The organism is Salinibacterium sp. SWN248, from assembly GCF_015864575.1.
Lineage (GTDB): Bacteria > Actinomycetota > Actinomycetes > Actinomycetales > Microbacteriaceae > Rhodoglobus.
Genome location: NZ_JADYWW010000002.1, coordinates 246,670 through 270,836, shown reverse-complemented (window position 1 = coordinate 270,836; position 24,167 = coordinate 246,670). Strand labels below are relative to the sequence as shown.

Sequence of the window (24,167 nt, the reverse complement as noted above, 5' to 3'; positions counted from 1 at the left end):
TTTCGCGTGCAGTCAGCAGAGCGTGCAGGCAGCAGATCTAGCCGAGGGCCGCGACTCCTGCGGCACGGGCGATCTCGACAGCACCGAGGGAGATAAGCGCGATGAACGCCCACGAGACGAGGGCGACAACGAGCGAACGGCCACCGGTGCGGATGAGGTTGCCAATACTGATAGCGGCACCGAGCCCGAAGAGAGCCATGCCGAGCAGGAGCTCTTGTCCGTAGGACGCAATCTCAAGAAAGCTGTCTGAGAGCGGAACGAAGGTGCGCACCAGCACAGCAGCGAGGAATCCGACCACGAAGAGCGGCAGGATCGCGGGGCGCTTCGCTGGCTTCACATCGACAGACTCTGCTTCCAGAGTGCCCGCCGCATCGGCGGCGGCCGCGGCCTTGCGATCGCCGCGAGCAACAACAATCCCGGCAAGCGCAACCATCGGCGCCAGCATTGCGACGCGAGTGAGCTTCACGACGACAGCAACGGCGAGGGCTGTTGCGCCTGCGATTTGGGCTGTGGCGACAACCTGGCCCACATCGTGCACACTCGCTCCCACCCACATCCCGAACTCGGCGGTATCCAGACCGATCAGCGGGCGTAGCGCGGGCAGCAGCGCGATGGCGAGGGTTCCGCACAGGGTGACAAGGGCTACCGGAGTAGCGGTGTCAGATTCTTTGGCGCGAGTCATACCGGCCATTGCGCCAACAGCGGAGGCGCCACAGATGGAAAACCCGGCCGCAATCATCAACGGCTGCTGACCGGGGAGGCGCAGCATCCTTCCCAAGCCCCAGGTGAAGAAGAAGGTGATGACAACGATCGCCACAATCATGCCGAGCACCAACCAGCCGAGCTCAGCAATGCTCACAAGGCTCAGTTTGAACCCCAACAGCACCACACCGATGCGAAGCAGACGACGGGCCGCAATGGTGAGGCCTGGCTTCATCTCCGCGCGTACGGAGTTGCGCCAGGGCAGTGCGGTGAACACGATGCCGAGCACGACACACGCCGTGAGCGTGGGGATCGCCGGCACAAGAAAACTGATCAGTAGTGCGAGCCCGAATGCCCCTAGTGCCAACCCCAGTCCGGGAATGTTGCGTCGGAATGCGGTTTGCGTAGGGGTGCTATTCACCGTCGAGGCTCAACTTTCTGAGCAGTCCGCTCAATCGTTCTTGTTCCGCGGGAGACATGCGCGCCAGCAAGGCTGTTTCGTCGTGAACCAAGGAAGTAATGGCGCCATCAACACTTTCGCGACCGCTCGCGGTCATTCTCACAATCACACCACGACCATCATTGGGGTCGGTGCGACGTTGAACGAGACCGCGCGAGACCATACGATCAATGCGATTTGTCATGGTTCCGCTTGACACCATCGTCTGCTGCACGAGAGCGGTGGGGCTCAATTGGTACGGGGCGCCGGCTTTGCGCAGCGCCGACAACACATCAAACTCCCACGGCTCTACGCCCGCCACAGCGAACGCCGACCGACGGGCGCGCTCCAAGTGCTTGGCGAGGCGACCAACCCGGCTGAGAACATGCAGCGGCGCAAAGTCGAGATCAGGACGCTCGCGGGACCACGCTTCGACAATTCGGTCGACTTCGTCGCGTTGGGGCATCCGGTCATTATCCCAGTTTCACGACACGGATGTGTGCAGCCAAGCCGTCGGGATGGCCCCCAAAACCGTGTGCGAAACCTCCGAATCGGGCTAGGTGCACGACAGAGGGCGAATGACATGGCAGAATTGGTTAGCGCCTTCGGGTGCGGTCCGCTTTGGTGTAATGGCAGCACGGCAGCCTTTGGAGCTGTCCAGTCTAGGTTCGAATCCTAGAGGCGGAGCTGTAAGAGGTTCTGAAAACCCAAGCGTTCTTATGGTCGAAACCCTTTAGAGGGATTTCAGGGCAAAGAAAAAGCCGGAACCCGACGTAGCGTCGAGGTTCCGGCTTTTTGCTTTCTCAGACTGGTCCGGCCTTTGGCGCTTGTCCGGTCGAGGACCGTGTATTCGGCTCCTTCAGAGCTTGCGTTTGGGCTGTTGCGCGACCTGCGCTGAGCCCTGAGTTGGGGGCTAGCTGACGTCTAATTGCCGCTGTAATCTCTGGATGATTCCTGACTCGCTCACCGCATAAATCCGAGAGGCTTTGCCGCCAATGTATCGCCGCTCTGTAGCTGTCCTGTTCGTGTCTGTGCTCGCGCTCGCAGGATGTTCGTCCTACTTCGACAGCCAAGACGACTATCAACCGCCTCAGGAACAGCTTCAAACTGAAGGCGAAAACTCCGCCGATCAACAACCCGCCGAAAGCGAAGCGAGCGGGGGATGGCTCTGTATCTGGGACCCGACTTATAACGACGACTGGCACGACGACTATGTCTGTTCAAACGGCACGAGCTTCGATCGTCCGTACCTGCTTCCGGAAGACCCATTCGTGGAATCGGAGGAGCTCGCCGCCGCGGCTGCTGCCTACGAGGACAGTTTGAATCGCTAACCATACGAACTACAAGGATCTCCCGCTTTTTCCTTGTTCTTCCTGAGTTCCGGGTGCGCGTTCTGAGCGCCGCTCATTCAGGGCAGAATAGGTCTATGACCGAACACAAACTCGCCGTCATTGTTCTCGCTGCAGGCCAAGGCACCCGCATGAAGTCCGCTAAGCCCAAAGTGTTGCACCGCCTTGCCGGTCGCGAACTCATTGGGCACGTGGTGGCTGTCGCCCGCGAGCTGAACCCTGATCATGTGATTGCCGTTGTGCGACACCAGCGCGACGAAGTTGTAGCGAGCTTGACGGAACTCATGCCCGACATCCTCATCGTTGACCAAGACGATGTCGCCGGCACTGGTCGTGCCGTTGAGGTCGCGGTCGATTCTTTGCCTGCTGACTTCGACGGGGATGTCGTTGTGGTCAGCGGAGACGTTCCTCTTCTCGATTCGGCCACTCTGGCGGCGCTGCTCGAGCAGCACCGAGCGCAGTCTGCTGCCGCCACCGTGCTTTCCGCCATTCTTGACGACGCCACCGGTTATGGCCGTGTTGTGCGTGACGCTCAGGGCGGCCTCGATCGCATCGTTGAGCAAAAAGATGCAAACACCGACGAGCTCTCGATCACGGAAATCAACTCGGGAACCTATGCGTTCCGTGTTGGCCCGCTGCGTGAGCAACTTGTGCGTTTGACGACCGACAACGCCCAAGCCGAGAAATACATCACCGACGTCGTCGGGCTGCTTCGTGGCGTTGGAGCCACGGTTGCTGCGATGCCTGTGACCGCCGGATGGATGGTCGCCGGCGTCAACGACCGCGTGCAGCTGGCCGAAGCCGCTCGTCGCATGAACGAACTCATTGTGCAGAAGTGGCAGCGTGCCGGAGTCACGATCGAAGATCCAGCCACGACCTGGATCGATGCGGATGTCACACTCAACGCTGACGTCGAAATTCTGCCCGGCACCCAGCTCAAGGGCGCAACGCTCGTGCAGTCTGGCGCCATCATCGGCCCGGACACGACCCTCGTTGACTGTGAGGTTGGCGAGAATGCTGTCGTGAAGCGCACGGATGCCACCCTCAGCGTGATCGGAGCAAACGCCTCCGTTGGCCCGTTTGCCTATCTCCGCCCCAACACCAAGCTCGGTGTCGGCGGCAAGATCGGTACGTTCGTCGAGACCAAAAATTCCACTATCGGTGAGGGAAGCAAGGTGCCTCACCTCAGCTACATCGGTGACACCGAAGTGGGTGTTCAGTCCAATGTTGGTGCGGGAACAATCACGGCAAATTACGACGGAGTGAACAAGAGCCGCACAGTAGTTGGCTCGCACGTCAGAAGTGGGTCGCACAACGTCTTCGTCGCTCCGGTTAGAATTGCTGATGGAGCGTATACCGGAGCCGGGTCGGTCATCCGAAAAGATGTACCGGCGGGGTCTCTGGCAATCAATGTTGCTCCGCAGCGCAATATCAGTGGCTGGGTTGAAACCAATCGGGCGGGTACTGCAGCGGCTCAGGCAGCTGCCGCAGCACACGACGAAAACGACGCCTGACCGAAGTACGCCGTAACCACGGCAGAGAGCGAGTCCCCACGTGGCCAGCATTAAAGTTTCCGGTCAGAAGCGACTCGTGCTCGTCTCCGGACGAGCTCACCCTCAGCTTGCGCTCGACATCGCTGAAGAGCTCGGCAGCGATCTGGTTCCCACCGATGCCCGCACCTTTGCGAACGGTGAAATCTACGCCCGCTATGACGAAAGTGTTCGTGGCTGCGATGCGTTCGTCATCCAGTCGCACACCGAGCCCATCAACGAGTGGCTCATGGAACAGCTGATCATGGTGGATGCCCTCAAGCGCGCTTCTGCTAAGCGCATCACCGTCGTCTCGCCCTTCTATCCCTACGCCCGCCAAGACAAAAAGGGCCGCGGTCGCGAACCGATCAGCGCTCGCCTGATTGCGGATCTCTACAAAGCCGCCGGTGCTGACCGCATCATGAGCGTTGACCTTCACGCCGCCCAGATTCAGGGCTTCTTCGACGGCCCCGTCGACCACCTCTTCGCGATGCCGGTTCTGCTTGAGCACTTCCAGAAGCTGCTCGACCCCTCCACTCTCACCGTGGTGAGCCCTGACATGGGCCGCGTGCGCGTTGCCGATATCTGGAGCGACAAGCTTGGTGCGCCGCTGGCGATCATCCACAAGCGTCGCGATCCTCTGGTTCCCAACAAGGTCACCGTTCACGACATCGTCGGCGATGTCGACGGTCGCGTGTGCTTGCTCGTTGACGACATGATCGACACCGGCGGAACCATTGTTAAAGCTGCCGAAGCACTCAAGCGCGCCGGGGCGCTCAAGGTCGTTGTGGCTGCAACTCATGCCATCTTCTCTGACCCCGCTCCCACCATTTTGCAGAGCGAGTTCATCGACTCCGTCGTTGTTACAGACACGCTGCCGGTGCCGGAGCACAAGCGGTTCCCCACCCTCACTATTCTGCCGATTGCTCCGCTGCTGGCTCGCGCCATTCACGAAGTCTTCGATGATGGTTCGGTTACCTCGATGTTCGACGGCGCTGCCTAAGCAACCACGGCATTTGTGCCCGGCGCACTGTGTTTTTTGAGTGCGTCTCACAGGCATACAGTTAACGTATGACTGCGTTGTCCGACCGCCCGTGGCTTAAGAGCTATGCCGACGGTGTACCCCAAGAAATTCCGCTCCCCGACGGATCACTTTACGATCTGGTCGAGGCATCCATCGCTGAGTATCCGCGCGGTGTTGCGCTGGAGTTTTTTGGCAAAGAGACCACCTACGGTGAGCTGGGCGCACAAATCAACCGTGCGGCGGAAGGCCTTCGCCTTCTTGGTGTACAAAAGGGTGATCGTGTCGCCCTCGTGCTGCCTAACTGTCCCCAACACGTTGCGGCGTTCTATGCGGTGCTGCGTCTCGGCGCGATCGTGGTCGAGCACAACCCGCTCTACACCGCGCGGGAACTCCGCCATCAGTTCGAGGATCATGGTGCGCGCGTCGTCATTGCCTGGAATAACGCGGTAGAGACCCTGCAAGATTTCCCGGATGATCTCGCGCTCGAGACCATCATCTCGGTTGACGTGCCTCGTGCGATGCGCCTCGTTACGCGAGCGCTGCTGCGGTTGCCCATCGCGAAAGCGCGGGAGTCACGCGCTGCATTGACCACGAGCGTGCGCGGCACGATCACGTGGGAAGAGCTGCTGACGTCGAATCCGATCGACGCGCACATCGTGCGGCCAGGGTCTGATGACCTTGCACTTATTCAGTACACCAGCGGCACGACCGGCTTCCCCAAGGGAGCCATGCTCACGCACCTCAACCTGCTCACCAACGCTGCGCAGGCGCGTGCCTGGGTGCCGGCGGTGCCTCGGGGAACCTCTGTCGTTTACGCTGTCTTGCCGATGTTCCATGCTTACGGCCTCACGCTCTGCCTCACGTTCACTACGAGCATGGGAGCGCGGCTGGTGTTGTTCCCCAAGTTCGATCCTGACCTCGTGCTCGCTGTGGTCAAGAAGCGTCCCGCCACATTTTTCCCGGCCGTGCCGCCCATCTATGCGCGTCTCACGGAGGCAGCTGACGCTGCCGGGGTATCACTTAAAGGTATCGAGATTGCCATTTCTGGTGCGATGCCGCTCTCGGCCGCCGTCGTAGAGCCGTGGGAAGAACGCACTGGCGGCACGCTCGTCGAAGGTTACGGTCTCTCAGAAACCAGCCCGATCCTCATCGCTAACCCGGTCGGGCCCACGCGACGCGCGGGCACCGTCGGGCTGCCGCTGCCCAATACCGAGATCCGCGTTGTTGACCCCGACAACCCCACCGTCGACCGTGCGCTGGGGGAGGAGGGCGAGCTCATCGTTCGCGGGCCTCAGGTGTTCTCGGGTTACTGGGGCAAGCCCGACGAGACCGCGGAAGTGTTTGCGCCCGCATCGGATGACGGCAAAGAGTGGTTCCGCACGGGCGATATCGTCACGGTGGATTCCGATGGTTTCGTCACGATCGTTGATCGCATCAAAGAACTGATCATCACGGGTGGCTTCAATGTTGCTCCGAGCGAGGTCGAAGAAGCGCTGCGGAGTCATCCGTCCATCGCGGATGCCGCCGTGGTGGGGCTTCCGAGCGAGCACAGCGGTGAAGATGTTGCTGCGGCCGTGGTTCTCGCACACGGCGAAAGCCTCGACCAGGAGGCTGTGCGCAGCTACCTGCGCGAGCATCTCTCGGCCTACAAGGTTCCCAAAACGATCGTGAGCGTCGAGGATCTTCCGCGGTCGCTCATCGGCAAGGTGTTGCGTCGCCAGGTTCGCGACGAACTGCTCGCTGACCGGTAGCAGTCGCTGACCGCTAGGTGTTATCGGCCGGGCTTGTCGGAATCACCGCAGGCCCGGGAATCAACCCCAGCGAACGAAGCAATGTCTCCTTGCCGTTGAAGGCGATTGCGTAGCATTTCCAGCCGGGGTCGCCATCGCCGGTCAGCTCGAAACGCACCGAATACGACACCGCTTGGGGCGCCAGATACTGCACGTAGGTCGCGCAGGTGCGATTGGCTGTGTTGTCGGCGGTGGCGGCAGCAGAGACGATGCCGGGAACCACGAGCCCGATGAGTCCTAAGACAACAACAACACGCATCACCCACACGAACGTGCGCGAGCGCAACGGTCGTTCGTTGTGCGGCTCGTAGCCATCGAGCTCGGGGTGCTCATCAGAGGTGCTCATCGTTGGCCATTCTGTCACTTGCAGGTGGTGGCGACGTTACTGTCGCCGAGTTAAGACACGAATGGCGGCGAACCCTCGGTTCGCCGCCATCTCGATTAGTGCGAGTCAGTAGCTTCGATCTCGGTGCGATCGCCCGACCACAGTGTGTGGAAGGTGCCATCCATGTCGACGCGCTTGTAGGTGTGAGCGCCGAAGAAGTCGCGCTGACCCTGAACGAGGGCGGCAGGAAGGCGCGGTGCGCGCAGGCTGTCGTAGTAGGCGAGCGACGAGGAGAATGCTGGGGTGGGGATGCCGGCAGCGGCAGCGCCACCCACAACGCGACGCCACGAGTCCTGTGTGCCTGCCATCGCGTCGGTGAAGTACGGCGCGGTAACGAGGGCCACGAGGCCGGGGTTCTCGGCGTAGGCCTCGGTGATGCGGTTCAAGAAGCGTGCACGGATGATGCAACCACCGCGCCAGATCTTGGCGATCTCGCCCTTCTTGATGTCCCAGTTGTATTCTTCAGCGCCGGCAACAATGGCGTCGAAGCCCTGGCTGTACGCAATGATCTTCGAGGCGTAGAGAGCCTGGCGAACATCTTCGATGAACGCGGCCTTGTCGTCGACGGTAGGCACCGAGCTCGGGCCGGGCAGCGCTGCGGATGCCGCACGCTGGGCGGGCTTCGAGGAGACAGCGCGAGCGAACACCGCTTCCGCGATGCCCGATACGGGGACTCCGAGGTTGAGTGCGGTCTGCACGGTCCACACGCCGGTTCCCTTGGAACCAGCCTGGTCGAGGATGATGTCGACGAGGGGCTTGTCAGTCTTGGCGTCGACCTGGCGCAGAACTTCGGCGGTGATCTCGATGAGGTAGCTCTCGAGCTCGCCCTTGTTCCACTCGGCGAAGATGTCGGCGATCTCAGCGGGGGTGGCGCCGGTGCCCTGGCGGATGAGGTCGTAGGCCTCAGCGATGAGCTGCATGTCGGCGTATTCGATGCCGTTGTGGATCATCTTGACGAAGTGGCCAGCACCATCGGTGCCGACGTGGGTCACGCAGGGCTCGCCTTCGGCAATTGCGGCGATCGACTTGAGGATCGGGCCGAGGGTCTCCCATGCTTCAGCGGAACCGCCAGGCATGATCGATGGGCCGAGAAGCGCGCCCTCTTCGCCACCAGAGATGCCAGCGCCGACGAAGTTGATGCCGGTCTCGCGCACTGCCTTCTCGCGACGGATGGTGTCGGTGAAGAGCGCGTTGCCGCCGTCGACGATGATGTCGCCGGGCTCAAACGCTTCGGTCAGAGCGTCAATCACGGCATCCGTGCCCTTGCCGGCCTGCACCATGATGATCGCGGTGCGTGGCTTCGACAGCGACGCCGCAAATTCTTCATACGTGGATGCCGGAACGAAGTTAGCTTCGGGGTGCTCGGTGAGCAGCGTCTCAGTCTTCGAGTAGGAACGGTTGTAGATGGCAACGGTGTTGCCTTCGCGACTCGCGAGGTTACGGGCGAGGTTGGAGCCCATAACTGCGAGCCCTACTACGCCAATGTTTGCGGATGCTTGCTCAGCAGCGGTCATATCGTTCACTCCTTGACTCTGGGACAAAGTGGCGGGCTCACGACTGGTTGGCCCAATCATCAAGCCTAGGGCACACCGCGGAACAGCCTCGCGGCATCCATTCAGGCTTCACGGCCGAGGGGAAAGCCGCGGAGAAGCCTCAGGGAGCCTGACGCCGTAGCCGTCCCAGACAACGTACGAGATCTGAGGAGTAGCGTGGAGGTATGAGCCAGCCAGTGATCGTTACCGCCATTTTTCACATTCGACCCGATAGCCGCGATGCCGTTGTCGAGGCACTTCACACCGCACTTCCTCTCGTGCATGAGGAGCCCGGTTGCGAGCTCTACGCCATCCACGAGACGGCAGACGGCACGCTCGTCATGATCGAGAAGTGGGAGTCGGAGGCACTTCTTGATGCTCACGGTCAAAGCCCGGCCGTCGCCGCTCTTGTCGGTGAGATCGGTCAGTACCTCACGGCCGAGGTTGCCGTGACGCGAATGTCACCCATCCCCATCGGCGCCACGGGAAAGGGCGCGCTCTAAGCAGCAGCGTTCTTCTCACTGTTCCGCGTCGATCGGTTGCGTCTTCTGGGCTCAACCGATCGACGCGTTCGTGTGTGCAGGCGCAGTAGCGCCTCGAGCTAGTAGCGCTCGGGCTCCGGGCCCAAAAGGAAGCGTCGCCCGCTGATCTCGGTGGGAGTGATCTCGACCCAAATGTATTTGAGGGTAGGGATGAGCGGGCGAAGCGGTAGCTGGTCCGCTTCGTAGATCTCATCCTGAGATTCAATGATTCGAGCGGTGCCTTTGGCTACGACACTCCACGCAGTGTGCGGGCCCACGAAGTCGGTTTCGAAGGCGACGCGCTCATTGATGGTGAGTTTGAGAAGCTTGGTCCCCTGCGACGTACGCAAGAGCAGCCGCTCGCCGACCGCAATGAAATTGACGGGCGTAATGTCAGGTTCTCCCTGAAAGCTGACGGCGATCCTGCCCAGATCGGCGGTGCGCAGCAATTCCCAACAGGTTTCCAGCGCTAATTCTTCAACTGGTTCATTCAGATTCTCGCTCATGGAGTGATCCTTCCGTGGCCCAATTCTCCCACTGTGGTCCGCGAGTTACCAGCCTTTGTTGCGGGGAAATGCGCGGTTAGTGGGCAGCACTGGAGGCATCCGCTTGCGAGGCTTCGGAGATATATTCTCAACAACTTTGCATTAAGTCTGCTTTAAGGCACACTGGTCAGATTGATATCAGACGTAACGATGCGTCGAATGTTAGGAAAACAGTGGCTTCACAATTTCCACCCCTCATCGTGATGGGTGTCTCGGGATCCGGTAAATCGACCGTTGGCGCTGCCCTCAGTGAATCTCTGGGAATGCAGTTCATCGACGGTGACGACCTCCACCCGCGAGCTAACAAAGAGAAGATGGCTGCCGGCCACGCTCTGAACGACGAAGACCGCGCTCCGTGGCTCGAGATCATCGCTGACCGTATCGGCGCCGAACTCGCTGAGGGAAACCCCATCATCGTCGCGTGCTCATCGCTCAAGCGGTCATATCGCCGCATCCTCACCGCGCACGCTCCCTCGACGGTCTTCGTCCACTTGCAGGGAGCGCGCGAAGTCATCGCCGAGCGTCAGTCGCACCGCAACCACGAGTACATGCCCAACAGCTTGCTCAGCTCGCAGTTCGACACCCTCGAACCGCTCCAGGACGATGAGCGCGGTGTGCTCGTCGACCTCACCCAGACTCCGGACGACATCGTCCGGTCCATCACCAACGACCTCACCGACAACTACGTCGTCTGAGCTGCACTAAAGAAATAGGACAATGATGACCGACCTCCAACTGCTCTGGGAGTTGCCCACCTGGGGCCTACTCCTTCTCGCAGCCGGCGCGATTGCGCTCCTGCTCGTACTGATCATCGTGGGGCGCGTTCACGCGTTCCTCTCACTGATCATCGTCAGCCTCGTGACGGCGCTTGCCGCAGGTATCCCCACGAACCAGATAATTCCGACGCTCACGTCGGGCTTCGGCGGTACTCTCGCCAGCGTTGCGCTTCTGGTCGGTCTAGGAGCGATGCTCGGTCGGATGCTCGAGATGAGTGGCGGAGCGCAAGTGCTCGCCGATTCACTCATCAACCGCTTCGGTGAAAAGCGTGCGCCGCTTGCTCTCGCTGTAGCGTCGCTCATGATGGGGTTCCCCATCTTCTTCGACGCCGGTCTTGTCGTCATGCTGCCGATCATCTTCACGGTTGCTCGTCGCCTCGGCGGATCGCTCCTCCTCTACGCCTTCCCCGCAGCAGTGGCGTTCTCGGTCATGCACATCTTCGTGCCGCCGCACCCCGGCCCCGTTGCCGCAACCGGTCTTCTTGGTGCTGACGTCGGACTCGTTCTGATCTTTGGTCTCATCGTTGCCATCCCCACCTGGTACGTCGTGGGTTACAAATTCGGCACCTGGACCGGTAAGCGCTTCGATATTGCGATTCCCGACATCCTCTTCGGTGTTCACGACGACGAGAAGGCTGCAGAGTTCAAGTCGAACCCCAAGCTCGGCACCATCCTCTTCCTCCTCCTCCTTCCTCTCGTGCTCATCTTCATGAACACCGGTCTCAACGCCCTCGCAACCGCTGGCGTCGTTGACCTTGAGAGCCCGCTCGTTCAGGCGCTTCGTCTCCTCGGCGAAACTCCCATCGCTCTGCTCATCACTGTCGTGTTCGCCATGTGGCTGCTCGGCTGGAAGCGCAACAAGAAGCGCACCCTCATCGAGACCATCGTTGACAGCGCCCTCGGCCCGGTTAGCTCGATCATCCTCATCACCGGTGCCGGTGGAATGTTCGGTGGCGTACTGCGCGCCAGCGGAATCGGCGCCAGCATCGCAACCTCGCTCGAGTCGATCGGTATGCCGCTGATCGTTGCCGGCTTCGTGATCGCCGCGATCATCCGCGTCGCCCAAGGTTCCGCAACAGTCGCGCTCACCACTTCGGCCGCGCTCATTCAGCCTGTCGTACTCGCTGACGCCAGCCTCAACCCCGTCGAACTCGCTGCCATCGTGCTCGCGCTCGCCGCCGGTTCGGTGTTTGCTGGTCACGTGAACGACTCGGGTTTCTGGTTGGTTAGCCGCTTCTTCGGCATGGACACCCAGACCACGCTTCGCACCTGGACCGTCGGTCAGGCACTGATCGGTGTCATGGGCTTCGCGATCGCGTTCGTCATCTTCATCGTCGCCGGAATGTTCTAGGAGATAGCTGTGGCATCCACCATGTTTGACCTCACCGGGCGCATCGCCCTCGTTACCGGATCGAGTCGAGGAATCGGGCGCGTCATTGCGCAAGCCCTCGCCGAAGCCGGAGCAACGATCGTGCTGAACGGTCGCGACGAGGAGCGGCTCGCCGCCACTCACACCGACTTCAGCTCCGAGTTTGGGGTCGACCGCGTCTACGCTCGTGCGTTTGACGTAGCGGATGCCACGGCTGTCGCCACCGCTATCGCCGAGATCGAGGCATCCATCGGTGCGATTGGGGTGCTCGTGAACAACGCGGGCATCCAGCATCGCGAACCGATGCTCGACCTCGACGTGGAGGACTGGAACCGAGTGATCGCCACCAACCTCACCAGCGCGTTCCTCGTCGGGCGCGAAGTTGCCCGGCACATGCTCGAGCGGGGCGAGGGCAAGATCATCAACATCGCGTCGGTGCAGACCGATCTGGCTCGCCCGACCATCGGGCCGTACACGGTCTCGAAGGGCGGCATTCGCAATCTCACTCGTGCCATGACGGCCGAGTGGGCGAGCGGCGGGTTGCAGATCAACGCGATCGCGCCTGGCTACATCCACACCGAGATGACGCAGGCGCTTGTTGACGACGACACGTTCAACAACTGGATTCTCGGGCGCACGCCCGCCGGTCGCTGGGGAACTCCCGCCGACCTGGGCGGCCCCGCCGTGTGGCTCGCCTCGAGTGGTTCTGACTACGTCAATGGCCAGGTCATCTTCATCGATGGCGGTATGACGGTCGTCGTTTAGCCCTCTGCTTCATCGCCGCGCGTCACTGCCGGCACCGTTCTACAGAAAAGATTGTCATGACAAGTGCAGCCCCCGCCGAAACTCTCGCGGTCACGATTCACGCTCAAGATGACTTGCGCGTGGAGAGCATTCCGTTGGCCGCTCCGGCCGCCGACGAAGCTGTGATCCAGATTGCATTCGGCGGGGTCTGCGGGTCTGACCTGCACTACTGGTCGCACGGTGCCGCGGGGGAGTCGATTCTCAAGGCTCCGATGATTCTCGGCCACGAAGTTGTCGGCACCGTCATTCAGCAGGCCGCTGATGGCAGCGGCCCTGTGGCGGGGACGGCCGTAGCCGTGCACCCCGCAACTCCCGGCGGAACCGAGCCACGGTGGCCCGAAAACCGCCCCAATCTTTCGCCCGGCTGCACCTACCTCGGCAGCGCGGCACGCTTTCCGCACGCTGAAGGTGCGTTCGCCGAGTTCGTCACTCTGCCCAGCCGGATGCTGCGAGCACTCCCCAGTTCTCTGACACTGCGGGATGCAGCCCTCGTCGAGCCCGCGAGTGTGGCCTGGCATGCGGTCTCGCGTGCCGGAGATGTGCGCGGAAAGCGCGCTCTCGTCATTGGCGCCGGCCCCATTGGTGCCCTCATCGTCGCCGTTCTCAAGCGCGCGGGTGCCAGTGAGATCGTGGCCGTTGACATGTTCGCCGGCCCGCTCGCCATCGCTCGCCAGGTCGGTGCAACCGAAACTCTTCACGCCACCGACGTGGATGCCATCGCCGCAGTCGACGCCGACATCGTCTTCGAATCATCGGGCAGCTATCGCGGTCTCGAGTCTGCCGTGCGCGGAGCGACTCGTGGCGGCCGCGTTGTCATGGTCGGGCTCTTGCCCTCCGGCCAGCAGCCCGCGCTCATCTCGCTTGCCATCACGCGCGAGCTCGAACTCGTCGGGTCATTCCGCTTCAACGACGAGATCGACGAAGTGATCGCGGCGCTCGCCGATGGCAGCCTCGTTGTCGCTCCGATCGTGACGCACGAGTTCGCGGCATCCGATGCTCATGAAGCGTTTGCGGTAGCCAAGGACTCGGAAAACAGCGGCAAGGTGTTGCTGCGCTTCTAGCTCACTGCGCTTCGGGGACATCCTCTTGCTAGCGGGCTCTGCTCGTAACTGATCCCCGCGCGGCGTTCCTAGTCGAGGAAGATGCGGGGTTCGCCAGCCCAGATGGGCTCAACCTCTTCAATGGTGCGCGTCATGATGCGCTCCATGGAGGCGAAGGCGTCGTGGGGGCGCTTGCCCTGAATGGCGTCCGCCACGTCCACGTGCAACTGCAGCGCCTCTTCGTGCGGAGTCGACGGCATGAGGCCGCGGTTGGTGCGCCCTGTCAGCACTTCGGCGATCACACGGTCGAGGCGGGCGAACATCTCGTTGCCGCTTGCCGCCAAAACGAGCGAATGAAAGCGGATGTCGAGCTCAAGAAACAGCTCAAGGTCGCCCGAGCGGCCGACGGCCCGCATACGCGCGGCCAGCGCCAGTAGCTCGCCGGCAGCCTCGTTGGATGCGTGTTGCGCGGCAAGTTGCGCGGCTTGAGGTTCGATAGCGCTGCGCAGTTCGGTGAGCGAGCGCAGCTGGCGCCCGTTTTCGGTCTGTTCGAGCCGCCACCGGATGACGAGAGGATCGTACAGACTCCACTCGGACATCGGTTTGACGCGCATCCCGACGCGCTTCACGGAGGCGACCATGCCGAGTGACTGGAGCACGCGAACCGCTTCGCGAACGACCGAGCGTGAAACGCCGTAGCGTTCTTCGAGCTGTTCGGCGAGGATCGTAGAATCGGGGGTGATCTCGCCCGAGACGATGCTGAGCCCGAGATCGTTAAGCACGCGTGCGTGAAGACCTCCGGACATGCTCCTACAGTAGCGGGTGAGGGCTCCCGCGAAGGGCGGCGCTCAGGGCCGCAGAAATACGAAGTGCAGTCGCTCATTAACCGTGTAAACTCGGCAGTTGAACTTCGGCGAGGGAACCATTTGGTTCCGTTATCGACGCGGCGGGCAAGTCACAGGGCTTTTCCTCACGTGGCAGATCTTTGGTCTGCCGGCGTTCGAGTTGAACTACAGACAATGATCTGGGCGCTGCGCCCGCCACGAGCACTCCGCTTGTTGCAGGCACCGGGCCCACAACAGACTTCGGTCTTACTAGGAGATAACAATGGCTAAGCCAGGCGTTAACCACGTAGTCACGGATGCCCGTGAATCCTTCGGCAAGGGTGCTGCTCGCAAGCTCCGCGCTGCAGGCAAGATCCCCGCCGTCATCTACGGTCACGGCACCGACCCCATCCACGTTGCCCTCCCGGGTCACGAGATCGGGCTCATCCTCCGCAAGTCGAACCAGATCTTGGATCTCGACATCAACGGCAAGAGCCAGCTCGCACTGGTCAAGGATGTTCAGAAGGACCCCGTTCGCCAGATCATCGAGCACATCGACCTCGTTGTCATCCGCAAGGGTGAAAAAGTTATCGTTGACGTGCCGATCCACGTTACTGGTGAGTCGGCTCCTGGCACCCTCGCCAACCTCGACGCTCCGACCATCTCGGTTGAGGCAGAAGCAACTCACATTCCTGAGTACTTCACCGTCGACATCGAGGGCCGAGAAGAAGGCGCTCACATCTACGCCGCCGACGTTGAGCTCATCGAGGGCTCGAACCTGCTCTCCGACCCCGAGCTTCTCGTTGTCGCCGTCAGCATGCCGCGTGCGTCGGTTGAGGCTGAAGCTGCTGAAGAAGAAGCCGCAGCAGTTGCTGCCGAGGCTGCTAGCACCGCGGCTGCTGAATAATCAGATTCTTTCGTAAGCGAGAAATCGTGGATGACCAATGGTTAGTAGTCGGGCTCGGTAACCCCGGGCCCGGCTACGCCGGTAATCGCCACAACGTGGGCCACATGGTGTTGGCCCATTTGGCAGACGAATTGTCTGCCACTTTCAAGAACCACAAAGCCAATGCTGCGGTCGCTGAAGGCCGCAGTTTTGGTGATGGCCCCAAGCTGATTCTGGCGAAGCCCAATTCTTTTATGAATCTTTCGGGCGGGCCCACCGCAGCACTGATGCGGTTCTACAAGATTCCGGTCGAGCGCCTCATCGTCGTGCATGATGAACTCGATATCGATTTCGACACGGTGAAGCTCAAAACCGGTGGCGGTCACGGAGGCCACAACGGCATCCGCGATATTGCTGCCGCTGTCGGCTCTCCCGACTTCACGCGGGTGCGCGTGGGTATCGGGCGTCCTCCTGGTCGCCAGCCCGCGGCAGATTTCGTCTTGCGCGACTTCTCGGGCGAAGAACGCAAAGCGTTGCCGAACCTCTTGAGCGATGCCGCGGATGCCGTCACGATGGTGGCGCGCGAAGGCCTCGAAGCTGCGCAGCAGCGTTTCCATAGCCCGCGCTAGTTCTTGCGAGTGCGGCAGCCGCGGTGACGCCGTCGGGCCCGCGCAGCATTACCTGCCTCAGCGTTGCCTGCGCAGCGTTGCCTGCCTCGGCGTTGCTGCGCTGTGGGTGAACTCGCACCGTAGCGTCAGTGGCCGCGAGTAGAGTAATCCGGTGACTCTCGACGGAATTATCTCAGCACTTTCGCGCGCCCAAACCGTAGAGAGCGCCCTCCGTTTCTCTGAACGAAGCGCAGACTTCTCACTCGTTGATGGCATGCGTGCACCCCTGCTCGGCGGGCTGCTGACAAAGTCGAACGCACCGCGGTCCCTGTTGGCGGTTACGGCGACCGGTCGCGAGTCCGAATCATTGCGCCGTGCGCTCACGAGCTATCTGCCCGATGCTCAGATTGTCGAATTTCCGGCGTGGGAAACCCTCCCGCACGAGCGGTTAAGCCCGAGTGCCGAAACAGTCGGCAAGCGGATGCAGGCCCTGCGCGACTTGGCCAAGTGGCAAGCGAACCCCGTCGGCCAGTTTGTACTGGTGGCATCCGTTCGGGCAGCGCTGCAGCCCATCGCTGACAACCTCACGACGATCGAACCGGTTGAGCTCACCAAGGGCGGCCGCAACTACGATCTTTCGGCGCTGTCGGAGCGACTCGTGGCTCTGGCATATTCCCGCGTCGACATGGTGACGCGGCGCGGAGAGTTTGCGGTGCGCGGTGGCATCCTCGACGTGTTTGCGCCCAACCACGAGCATCCGCTTCGCCTCGAATTCTTTGGCGATGAGCTTGAGCAGTTGCGCGAGTTCTCGGTTGCCGACCAGCGCTCCATCGAGGGTGATGTTGAGTCTGTCGAGCTGGTGCCGAGTCGCGAACTGTTGTTGAACGATGCGGTGCGTCAGCGTGCCCGCGAAATGCAGCACGAGTTTCCGAGTCTCTCTACGATGCTCGCGAAGATCGCCGAGGGCATCCCGGTTGATGGCATGGAATCGCTAGCGCCCGCGTTGGTCGACAAGCTGGTGCCGATCACTCACTACCTTCCGGCGGATGCTGCCATAGCGGTGCTCTCGCCCGAGAAGGTGTCGTCGCGCGCGATCAGCCTCGCTGAGACGAACCAAGAGTTTTTGAGTGCGGCGTGGAACGCGGCAACGGCCGGCGCCGAAGCGCCCATTGACTTGGATGCCGGTGACTTTGTCACGCTCAACGCGCTTCGGGCGTCCGCGGGGGATCGCCCCTGGTGGACCCTCAGCACCTTCGACTCGGGGGCAGCGGATGCCGTCGACCTGCTGGATGGTGCGGAAGAGGCATCCGAATATGTTCGAATCGCTGCCACGGCAACCCCCTCGTTTGCGGGAACTCTCGATGGCGCCCTCGACCACGTCGGCCACTTGCTCGCCGATGGCTGGACGGTAGCGATCGTCGCGGAGGGAGCCGGTCTCGTAGAGCGCACGGCTAATCTGCTGGGCGAACGCGAATTGGCGGGGCGTGCCGTTGAGGCCTTCCCCGCCGAGACCGAGCCGGGAGTGGCGTATCTGCTGCGGGCATCCGTCGATCATGGTTTTGCGATGCCCGAGGCGAAGCTCGCGGTGCTTAGCGAAGGCGAGTTCTTTGGTCGGTCGGTCGGCTACGCTTCGCGCCCGGCACGCAAGCTCGCGGCCAGACGCAAGAACGTTGTTGACCCGCTGCAGCTCTCGAGCGGCGACCACGTTGTGCACCAGACGCACGGCATCGGCAAGTTCATCGAGTTGGTGTCACGCGAGGTCAGCACGGGCGGCCGCAATGCGGTCAAGACTCAGCGCGAGTTTTTGGTGCTCGAGTACGCGCCGAATAAGCGTGGCTACCCTGGCGACAAACTGTATGTGCCCACCGATCAGCTCGACCTGCTCTCGCGCTATGTCGGCGGCGAATCGCCAGCCCTCAACAAGATGGGCGGCAGCGACTGGTCGGCTGCTAAGACCAAAGCACGTCGTGCCGTTCGCGATATCGCTGTCGAGCTGGTCAAGCTCTACAGCGCCCGCATGGCCAGCAAGGGGTACGCCTTTGGGCCGGATACCCCGTGGCAGCGTGAGCTCGAGGAGGCTTTTGCCTTTGCGGAAACTCCTGACCAGCTCACCACAATCGATGAGGTGAAGGCCGACATGCAGAGCCCCGTGCCGATGGACCGCCTGCTGAGCGGTGACGTCGGCTACGGCAAGACGGAAGTTGCGGTGCGCGCCGCGTTCAAAGCTGTGCAAGACGGCAAACAGGTCGCGATGATCGTGCCGACGACGCTGCTCGTGCGCCAGCACGTCGAGACGTTTGCCGATCGTTTCGCGGGCTTCCCCGTGCACTTGCGGGCGCTCAGCCGTTTCCAGACCGAGAAAGAGTCGCGCGAAACGATCGCCGGCCTCGCCGATGGCACCGTCGATGTCGTCATCGGAACGCACCGTTTGCTCTCGAAGAGCATCGCCTTCAAAGACCTCGGCCTCGTCATCATCGATGAAGAGCAGCGCTTCGGTGTTGAACACAAAGATGCCCTCAAGAAGCTCAAAACCAACGTCGACATCCTGGCGATGACAGCAACCCCGATTCCGCGCACGCTCGAGATGGCGGTCACGGGCATCCGCGAAATGTCGACGCTCGCGACTCCACCAGAAGACCGGCATCCGATCCTCAGCTTCGTTGGCCCGTATTCAGAGCGTCAGGTTGGCGCTGCGATTCGGCGCGAGTTGCTGCGCGAGGGCCAAGTGTTCTACGTGCACAACCGCGTGAGCTCCATCAACCGGGTAGCGGCCAAGATTGCCGAACTGGTGCCGGATGCTCGCATCGCGATTGCTCACGGCCAGATGCCCGAGGCGGCTCTTGAGCAAGTGATGGTCGACTTCTGGGATCGAAAGTTTGATGTGCTCGTCTCCACCACGATCGTGGAAACCGGGCTCGACATCCCCAATGCCAACACACTCATCATCGACCGGGCCGATAAGTATGGCCTCAGCCAACTGCACCAGTTGCGTGGCCGGGTGGGCCGTGGACGCGAGCGGGCCTACGCGTACTTCCTGTACGACGAAGAGAAGCCGCTCAGCGAAACCGCGCACGAACGTCTCGACACCATCGCCGCCAACAACGAGCTGGGTGCCGGTATGCAGATCGCGATGAAGGACCTCGAAATTCGTGGTGCCGGAAACCTGCTCGGTGGCGAACAGTCTGGCCACATTGCCGGTGTCGGCTTTGACCTTTATTTGCGGATGATCGGCGAAGCCGTCTCCACATTCCGTGGTGATGTTGCCGAGGGCCAGACCGAGCTGCGGCTTGAGTTGCCCGTGGATGCCAGCATCCCCGAGGACTACGTCGAGAGCGAGCGCCTGCGCCTTGAGGCCTACCAAAAGCTCTCCACGGCAAGCGCGCCATCGGCATCCGCCGACAGCATCGATCGTGTTCTCGACGAACTTACCGACCGTTACGGCGAACCGCCCGAGGAAGTGAAGCACCTGATTGCGGTGTCTCGCTTGCGGCGGATGTCGCAGCGACTCGGGCTCAGCGAGGTTGTCGTCATGGGCGACAAGCTACGCATCGCGCCCGCCGATCTGCTCGACTCGAAGCAGATCCGTCTGCAGCGGATGTATCCAGGATCGAAGTATCACTCGGCCGCCTCCACGGCGATCATTCCGCTGCCCACCGGCGCGAGCGATGGCGACCTCATCGACTGGGCCAAGGAGTTGCTCGTGTCAGTGTTCGGCGCTCAAGATACCGCGGCAGAGCTCGCGGAGGTTGCACTTGCGGCCGAAGCGGCCGAGAAGCTTGCGGCCGACAAGGCAGCAGCCAAAGCGAAAGAAGCAAAAGAGACGAAGGACGCTGCCGCTGCGTCCGGTACGTCGGGTACGTCTAGCGCGAGCTAAGAACTAGGGTGCTGGCTCCGGCGTGGTTGCCGCGGCCTCGGCTGCTGTGTCGCTCGAAGCAGCCTCAGCCTCGGGCTCGGCCTCAGTAAGAGTTGCAGGTTTCGCGGGCGTCGTGGGCGTCGCCGTCGGTTTAAACGCAAGTGGGTTTCGTCGACCGTCGATTCGGTGCACGCCCCCGATCGCCATCGGGATCAACACGAGCGAGCGCAGGTCGAGAAGCGCGTGAGCGATGATCGTGATGAGGATGCTTCCGGTGAGCACGTAGATGGCCATGAAGACTGCGCCGAGCACCGTCGTGACGATGATGCCTGTGAGTCCCTGGTAGGAGTGCATGAGCCCGAATAGGAGAAGGCTCAGCACCACCGCGACGATCGCATTGCCGGTGGTGGCAAAAAGCAGCGCCGGCAGAGCGAGGCGGAAAAGCAACTCTTCAACGATCCCGGCATTGATGGAGAGCAATCCACCCAGTACGAGCTCTTGGCGATTGCGGGGAAGTATCGCTTGAACATCACCGAGGCTCACGACTTCGTCACCCTCGTTACGGACCGAGATGATCGCAATCACTGTGACAGTGATCACGCCGATCGCAAGGCCCACGAGCACTCCGCCGGTGACGGAGGGGCGGGCGGCGAGCACGCCAAGCAACCAGGACACCCAGGGCCACGCTTGCACGTCAGCAAGGAGAGGAGCGGCGAAGGCTCCGCTCGCGAGCAGAGTGAGGAGCGAGAGACCGCCAAACAGTGTGAAGGAGATCAGCAACCAGCGTCGCAACATCTTTTGGCGACGCTTGGTGGTGCGAAAACGCTTGAAGCGGCGGTATTCGCGCTGATCCCGGCGGAAGGTGCGCACAGCGAGAACCGTCAGAACCCCACCGAGCGTAAGCCAGAGCAGTGCGAGCATGAGGAGGTTAGCGGGGTCGAGCATGCCCCAATCGTGCCATGGGGTGGCTGAGTGACCGACGCCGGGCGCGGGGGAGGCGACCTAGCAGGAACCCCACATGCCGAGCTTCGCCGCGTAGGCATCATCTTCGGCGTCGCGCAGCTCGGGCCAGTAGCGATCGTTAAGTCCGACTTTGAGAGCTTCAGCGGCGCCGAGTTCGACCATGGCTAAGTTCACGAACGTGCCGTCTTGCAGGTAGACGTAGAGCAGCGAGCGGCCGTAGCGGTCCTCGGGTTCGCGATCCTCAGCGGCCCACACGGCGGTGCCTTCGGGGAGGAAGTCGCGCAGCAGCTCGCGCGCTTCGATTCCGTAGCATTCTTCGGCATCCGGATTCTGCTGGCTGGAAAGCTCGGGGGTGTCAAGCCCGATGAGGCGCACCTTCAATTCGGCGCTGCCGTTCTGGAGATAAAGCGTGTCGCCGTCGTGCACATAATTGACGGTCGCCGCGAAAGCGTCAGTCGGGATGCCGATGGTGGCGCTCGCTGCGTCGGCGTTGTCGGCGTCAGTGTCTGCGGTCTCGGGCGCGCTTTCGGGAGCGGAATCCGAGCTGTTCGGGGTGCCAGCGATCTCAGAATCGTCGGGAGTGAAGCCTGGTGTTCCGTTGCCGAAGTAGGTGGCAATCGCGATCACCGCGACGAGCACGACAACGATAAGAGTGCCAAGAGTGCGGGGACGTTGAGGGGAGGCTGCCACGGGAAGATTCTTGCATGCTGCGGCGGGGCTGAGACGAAGGGTGCGGCGGAAGGCGACGAATGTTATCTAGTTGTCGTCGTCAATTTTGGTGCTGTCGGGGTGCTGCTGGGCGGCGATCGCCCGCGCCGTGGCGGTGCCGAGCTCTTTGCCCCAGAGAGAGTGCACAGTTTTCCAATTCAGGCTTTGCTCGATGAACGCGGTGCTGGTTTCGAGCGCAGGGAAGGGCGCGTAGGTCACGTCGGGCACCGCCTCGCAGACAGTGAGTGTCGCCTCGTTCAGGCGATTGATCTGCAGGGCGAGGATGCGCTGTACGACGAGCGGCATGGGGCGAAAGCGGTACATAACGGGAACTTCAGACACAATTACGGGGCAATCAGAGTGTGCGCCGTGACGCGCAGCCTCGACCAGCGCCACGAGGCTTTCCCTCCACTCGGTGGCGGTGGTTCCCAGCAGCACATCGGGCGGACCGAGCAAGACGACCACCGCATCCACGTCGACCGAGGTGTCGGCAAGCTGGCGGGCGGCGCGAGCCATCGTGAGTTCAGTGTCGGTCATGGTCGTCCACGAGCATCCGGAACCGTGTTCGCGCGCCACGAAGCGTGCAGTTTGCGAGACCACGGCGAGCCCGTGATTGAGTACGCCGAAGCCGGATGCCGCCGAGTCTCCGATAAACAGCATCCGGGAAGGATCGGGGCCGTCCACTCCTCCCTCGGGGGCATCGTCGGGAAAGAGTGCGTTCGCGGTTTCGACCCGGTAGGCGATCAAGTTCACTCTGAGGAGAGGCTTGAATAACTGGATGAAGCCAGCGATGAAACGGCGAGTAGCGGGAGTGGCAGAAGGCACACCGATGGCGCGCTTAGGAGACGTGTTCTTCGGGTCCACACGACACATAGTGGTTGAGAGCATGACACTCTGGCCGGAGGACATACCGCAACACGGAAGGTGACTTTGGCTTAGTTTGAGAAGTGGGAGAATGGTGGGCATGACCGAGCCTGCTGCGCCTCATCCCGAACTCGACACCCTTATTGCAACTCTCGAACGGTTGCGTGCGCCGGGAGGGTGCGCGTGGGATCGCGATCAGACGCATGAGTCGCTCGTGAAGCACCTCGTGGAGGAGACCTACGAGCTGGTGGATGCGATCGAAGGTGGCGATACCGCCGACATGGTCGAAGAGCTGGGCGATGTGCTCTACCAAGTGCTTTTTCATGCCGACATTGCGACCGAGGCGGGGCGCTTCACTCTCGAAGACGTCGCCGCTCACATGAACACCAAAATGGTGAGCCGTCACCCTCACGTGTTTGCCGACGCCACCGCAGAGACTGCTGATGACGTCGTGGCGGCGTGGGACGAACTCAAGAAGACAGAGAAACCTGAACGCACCAGCGTCACCGACGGCATCCCGCAAAAGATGCCGGCGTTGGCGCTCGCCGACAAACTGCTCGGTCGAGCCCACAAGGTGGGACTCTTGGATGCCACTACACCGGGGGCGATCAACGTCACGGAAGAAGACGAACTCGGCCCGCTGCTGCTCGCGATTGTGGCATCCGCGAAGGCAAACGGTTTGGATTCGGAGCGGGCACTGCGCACGGCGCTGCGCCAGCTCACCGAAGAGATCAAGGATTATGAAGTGTCGACCGCTCAGGCTGATTCAGCGAGCTAACACCCCGAAGGGTGGTGCCCCCCTTAACCCGAATAAGGAGGGCACCGGCGCAACGCCGGCAAACGAGACATGTGATCGCACGTCGATCGTCTACTGAATGGCATCGCGCGCTGAAGGATCGGTGGGATTACCCGGCCTACCGATCCAGCGTTGGAGAAGCCCCTGGTGAGGGGGATTCAAGTAGATGTGGCGCCGTTAACAGGTTTCCGGCACAAGGAGAAATCATAACCACTGCCGATCTCATTAGCAAACAACCGTTATGTTTATTTTATGGCCCGTAGACCCGACCCGACGCGCAAGCCAGCTCTTCTTCAGCAAACTATTGCCTATCTTGCTGATAAACCGCTGTCTAGTCTCACTTTTCGTTCGCTCGCACGAGCACTCGACGTCAGCACATTCACACTTGTTTACCATTTTGGAACGCGTGCAGAGCTGGTTCGAGAAATCGTACGTATGAATGCGCGTGGAGTGAGCCCCCACGAAGCCGCGATGCTTCCGGCCGGCACCCTTGACGATTACTTTGCGAGCCTCTCGCAGTCGTGGCGATGGACGCAACTGCCCGAGAATCTGCACCGTCAACGACTTGAGCTCGAAGCAGGGCTGCTTGAAGCGGTTGAACGCGACGAGCTTTCGATCACGCGCGACTACTTTGGGCGATGGATCGCGATGGGCACAGCGGCGCTAGTTGCCCTAGGGGTAGAACGCGGCGCGGCCGAGGTGGAGGCTCGCTTGCTCGTCAACACGTTCCACGGAGTGCAGTTCGACCTCGTGCTCAACCAGAACACCGATGCCTCTAACGCCGTCTTTGAGACGGCGATCGCGCACCACCGCGCTCGGGTCGAACAACTCATTGCCGAAGTAGCTCGGTAGCCGCACGC

General features: G+C 61.6%; 23 protein-coding genes, 1 tRNA gene and 1 pseudogene. 16 read left to right on the top strand and 9 right to left on the bottom strand.

Features of this window, described 5'->3' with window-relative positions; all coding sequences use genetic code 11:
• Positions 1-37: 37 nt before the first annotated feature.
• Together I6E73_RS11205 and I6E73_RS11200 are read right to left on the bottom strand one after the other, a co-directional pair.
• Positions 38-1,123: a YeiH family protein gene (locus I6E73_RS11205; RefSeq protein WP_197125609.1), complete on the bottom strand. Its 1,086-nt coding sequence runs from the start codon at positions 1,121-1,123 to the stop codon at positions 38-40.
• Entirely contained in the window at positions 1,116-1,607 is a 492-nt protein-coding gene (locus I6E73_RS11200) for a MarR family winged helix-turn-helix transcriptional regulator (protein ID WP_197107535.1), read from the bottom strand. The genes I6E73_RS11205 and I6E73_RS11200 overlap by 8 nt, the downstream gene beginning before the upstream one ends.
• 149 nt (positions 1,608-1,756) lie before the next feature.
• On the opposite strand from I6E73_RS11200, the gene I6E73_RS11195 reads away from it, so the two are divergent.
• The 5 genes from I6E73_RS11195 to I6E73_RS11175 all read left to right on the top strand — a co-directional run bounded on the left by I6E73_RS11195 (position 1,757) and on the right by I6E73_RS11175 (position 6,794).
• Positions 1,757-1,828, top strand: a tRNA-Gln gene (locus I6E73_RS11195).
• Positions 1,829-2,136: 308 nt separating this feature from the next.
• A complete protein-coding gene (locus I6E73_RS11190) occupies positions 2,137-2,472 on the top strand; it encodes a hypothetical protein (protein WP_197125607.1) in 336 nt (111 codons plus the stop codon).
• A 95-nt stretch (positions 2,473-2,567) separates the two neighbouring features.
• Positions 2,568-4,004 (top strand): bifunctional UDP-N-acetylglucosamine diphosphorylase/glucosamine-1-phosphate N-acetyltransferase GlmU, encoded by a 1,437-nt coding sequence (gene glmU, locus I6E73_RS11185; protein WP_197107529.1) that lies wholly within the window; start codon positions 2,568-2,570, stop codon positions 4,002-4,004.
• A gap of 40 nt (positions 4,005-4,044) precedes the next feature.
• On the top strand, positions 4,045-5,022 hold the full coding sequence (locus I6E73_RS11180; RefSeq protein ID WP_197107527.1) for a ribose-phosphate diphosphokinase: 978 nt from the start codon (positions 4,045-4,047) through the stop codon (positions 5,020-5,022).
• Between the two features lie 68 nt (positions 5,023-5,090).
• Complete coding sequence (locus I6E73_RS11175; protein WP_197125605.1) at positions 5,091-6,794, top strand: long-chain-fatty-acid--CoA ligase; 1,704 nt, start codon at positions 5,091-5,093, stop codon at positions 6,792-6,794.
• Between the two features lie 13 nt (positions 6,795-6,807).
• Here I6E73_RS11175 and I6E73_RS11170 read toward each other — a convergent pair whose 3' ends face one another.
• Positions 6,808-7,179 (bottom strand): hypothetical protein, encoded by a 372-nt coding sequence (locus I6E73_RS11170; RefSeq protein WP_197107522.1) that lies wholly within the window; start codon positions 7,177-7,179, stop codon positions 6,808-6,810.
• Positions 7,180-7,274: 95 nt separating this feature from the next.
• Positions 7,275-8,732, bottom strand: coding sequence for an NADP-dependent phosphogluconate dehydrogenase (gene gndA, locus I6E73_RS11165; RefSeq protein ID WP_197126311.1), 1,458 nt, complete (start codon positions 8,730-8,732; stop codon positions 7,275-7,277).
• 203 nt (positions 8,733-8,935) lie between these two features.
• Between gndA and I6E73_RS11160 the strand changes: the two genes are divergently transcribed.
• Positions 8,936-9,253 (top strand): putative quinol monooxygenase, encoded by a 318-nt coding sequence (locus I6E73_RS11160; RefSeq protein WP_197125603.1) that lies wholly within the window; start codon positions 8,936-8,938, stop codon positions 9,251-9,253.
• 98 nt (positions 9,254-9,351) lie between these two features.
• Here the strand turns inward: I6E73_RS11160 and I6E73_RS11155 are convergent, their stop codons facing one another.
• The gene (locus I6E73_RS11155; protein ID WP_197125601.1) at positions 9,352-9,777 is read right to left on the bottom strand and encodes a pyridoxamine 5'-phosphate oxidase family protein; all 426 of its coding nucleotides are present in this window, start codon (positions 9,775-9,777) and stop codon (positions 9,352-9,354) included.
• Positions 9,778-9,989: 212 nt separating this feature from the next.
• Between I6E73_RS11155 and I6E73_RS11150 the strand changes: the two genes are divergently transcribed.
• Genes I6E73_RS11150 through I6E73_RS11135 form a run of 4 tightly spaced genes read left to right on the top strand, consistent with a single transcriptional unit; the run spans position 9,990 to position 13,826 of the window.
• Complete coding sequence (locus tag I6E73_RS11150) at positions 9,990-10,511, top strand: gluconokinase (RefSeq protein ID WP_197125599.1); 522 nt, start codon at positions 9,990-9,992, stop codon at positions 10,509-10,511.
• A 22-nt stretch (positions 10,512-10,533) separates the two neighbouring features.
• Positions 10,534-11,943, top strand: coding sequence for a GntP family permease (locus I6E73_RS11145; protein WP_197125597.1), 1,410 nt, complete (start codon positions 10,534-10,536; stop codon positions 11,941-11,943).
• A 9-nt stretch (positions 11,944-11,952) separates the two neighbouring features.
• Entirely contained in the window at positions 11,953-12,726 is a 774-nt protein-coding gene (locus I6E73_RS11140) for an SDR family oxidoreductase (protein ID WP_307784300.1), read from the top strand.
• A gap of 56 nt (positions 12,727-12,782) precedes the next feature.
• Positions 12,783-13,826 (top strand): L-idonate 5-dehydrogenase, encoded by a 1,044-nt coding sequence (locus I6E73_RS11135; RefSeq protein WP_197125595.1) that lies wholly within the window; start codon positions 12,783-12,785, stop codon positions 13,824-13,826.
• 68 nt (positions 13,827-13,894) lie between these two features.
• Here the strand turns inward: I6E73_RS11135 and I6E73_RS11130 are convergent, their stop codons facing one another.
• Positions 13,895-14,611 carry a FadR/GntR family transcriptional regulator gene (locus I6E73_RS11130; RefSeq protein WP_197125593.1) on the bottom strand — a complete coding sequence of 239 codons (717 nt, stop codon included), beginning with the start codon at positions 14,609-14,611 and terminating at the stop codon, positions 13,895-13,897.
• Positions 14,612-14,912: 301 nt separating this feature from the next.
• Here I6E73_RS11130 and I6E73_RS11125 point away from each other — a divergent pair, with 301 nt between their 5' ends.
• The 3 genes from I6E73_RS11125 (at position 14,913) to mfd (ending at position 19,997) form a co-directional block, all read left to right on the top strand.
• Positions 14,913-15,536: a 50S ribosomal protein L25/general stress protein Ctc gene (locus tag I6E73_RS11125; RefSeq protein WP_197125591.1), complete on the top strand. Its 624-nt coding sequence runs from the start codon at positions 14,913-14,915 to the stop codon at positions 15,534-15,536.
• A 26-nt stretch (positions 15,537-15,562) separates the two neighbouring features.
• Positions 15,563-16,144: an aminoacyl-tRNA hydrolase gene (gene pth / locus I6E73_RS11120; RefSeq protein ID WP_197125589.1), complete on the top strand. Its 582-nt coding sequence runs from the start codon at positions 15,563-15,565 to the stop codon at positions 16,142-16,144.
• 151 nt (positions 16,145-16,295) lie between these two features.
• Complete coding sequence (gene mfd / locus I6E73_RS11115; protein ID WP_197125587.1) at positions 16,296-19,997, top strand: transcription-repair coupling factor; 3,702 nt, start codon at positions 16,296-16,298, stop codon at positions 19,995-19,997.
• Positions 19,998-20,000: 3 nt separating this feature from the next.
• On the opposite strand, the gene I6E73_RS11110 is transcribed toward mfd, so the two are convergent.
• The 3 genes from I6E73_RS11110 to I6E73_RS11100 form a co-directional block, all read right to left on the bottom strand.
• Positions 20,001-20,921: a CPBP family intramembrane glutamic endopeptidase gene (locus tag I6E73_RS11110; RefSeq protein WP_197125585.1), complete on the bottom strand. Its 921-nt coding sequence runs from the start codon at positions 20,919-20,921 to the stop codon at positions 20,001-20,003.
• 57 nt (positions 20,922-20,978) lie between these two features.
• On the bottom strand, positions 20,979-21,629 hold the full coding sequence (locus I6E73_RS14905) for a thermonuclease family protein (RefSeq protein WP_197125583.1): 651 nt from the start codon (positions 21,627-21,629) through the stop codon (positions 20,979-20,981).
• A gap of 66 nt (positions 21,630-21,695) precedes the next feature.
• Positions 21,696-22,511 (bottom strand): SGNH/GDSL hydrolase family protein, encoded by an 816-nt coding sequence (locus I6E73_RS11100; protein ID WP_307784299.1) that lies wholly within the window; start codon positions 22,509-22,511, stop codon positions 21,696-21,698.
• Positions 22,512-22,611: 100 nt separating this feature from the next.
• Here I6E73_RS11100 and I6E73_RS11095 point away from each other — a divergent pair, with 100 nt between their 5' ends.
• From I6E73_RS11095 to I6E73_RS11090, 3 genes and pseudogenes are all read left to right on the top strand, one after another.
• Positions 22,612-23,289 (top strand): YabN family protein, encoded by a 678-nt coding sequence (locus I6E73_RS11095; protein WP_197107502.1) that lies wholly within the window; start codon positions 22,612-22,614, stop codon positions 23,287-23,289.
• Between the two features lie 270 nt (positions 23,290-23,559).
• Positions 23,560-23,724, top strand: a pseudogene (locus I6E73_RS14660) (TetR family transcriptional regulator); the annotation flags it as partial.
• 18 nt (positions 23,725-23,742) lie between these two features.
• Positions 23,743-24,159, top strand: a complete 417-nt coding sequence (locus tag I6E73_RS11090; protein ID WP_231601025.1) for a hypothetical protein — start codon at positions 23,743-23,745, stop codon at positions 24,157-24,159.
• The last annotated feature ends 8 nt before the right edge of the window (positions 24,160-24,167 follow it).

Coding starts and splice junctions, on each gene's coding strand:
- glmU (WP_197107529.1), top strand. CDS start 2,568: ATGACCGAACACAAACTCGCCGTCATTGTTCTCGCTGCAGGCCAAGGC.
- I6E73_RS11145 (WP_197125597.1), top strand. CDS start 10,534: ATGATGACCGACCTCCAACTGCTCTGGGAGTTGCCCACCTGGGGCCTA.
- I6E73_RS11090 (WP_231601025.1), top strand. CDS start 23,743: ATGAATGCGCGTGGAGTGAGCCCCCACGAAGCCGCGATGCTTCCGGCC.
- gndA (WP_197126311.1), bottom strand. CDS start 8,732: ATGACCGCTGCTGAGCAAGCATCCGCAAACATTGGCGTAGTAGGGCTC.
- I6E73_RS11160 (WP_197125603.1), top strand. CDS start 8,936: ATGAGCCAGCCAGTGATCGTTACCGCCATTTTTCACATTCGACCCGAT.
- I6E73_RS11200 (WP_197107535.1), bottom strand. CDS start 1,607: ATGCCCCAACGCGACGAAGTCGACCGAATTGTCGAAGCGTGGTCCCGC.
- I6E73_RS11135 (WP_197125595.1), top strand. CDS start 12,783: ATGACAAGTGCAGCCCCCGCCGAAACTCTCGCGGTCACGATTCACGCT.
- I6E73_RS11130 (WP_197125593.1), bottom strand. CDS start 14,611: ATGTCCGGAGGTCTTCACGCACGCGTGCTTAACGATCTCGGGCTCAGC.
- I6E73_RS11170 (WP_197107522.1), bottom strand. CDS start 7,179: ATGAGCACCTCTGATGAGCACCCCGAGCTCGATGGCTACGAGCCGCAC.
- I6E73_RS11095 (WP_197107502.1), top strand. CDS start 22,612: ATGACCGAGCCTGCTGCGCCTCATCCCGAACTCGACACCCTTATTGCA.
- I6E73_RS11110 (WP_197125585.1), bottom strand. CDS start 20,921: ATGCTCGACCCCGCTAACCTCCTCATGCTCGCACTGCTCTGGCTTACG.
- I6E73_RS11190 (WP_197125607.1), top strand. CDS start 2,137: ATGTATCGCCGCTCTGTAGCTGTCCTGTTCGTGTCTGTGCTCGCGCTC.
- I6E73_RS11125 (WP_197125591.1), top strand. CDS start 14,913: ATGGCTAAGCCAGGCGTTAACCACGTAGTCACGGATGCCCGTGAATCC.
- I6E73_RS11175 (WP_197125605.1), top strand. CDS start 5,091: ATGACTGCGTTGTCCGACCGCCCGTGGCTTAAGAGCTATGCCGACGGT.
- I6E73_RS11155 (WP_197125601.1), bottom strand. CDS start 9,777: ATGAGCGAGAATCTGAATGAACCAGTTGAAGAATTAGCGCTGGAAACC.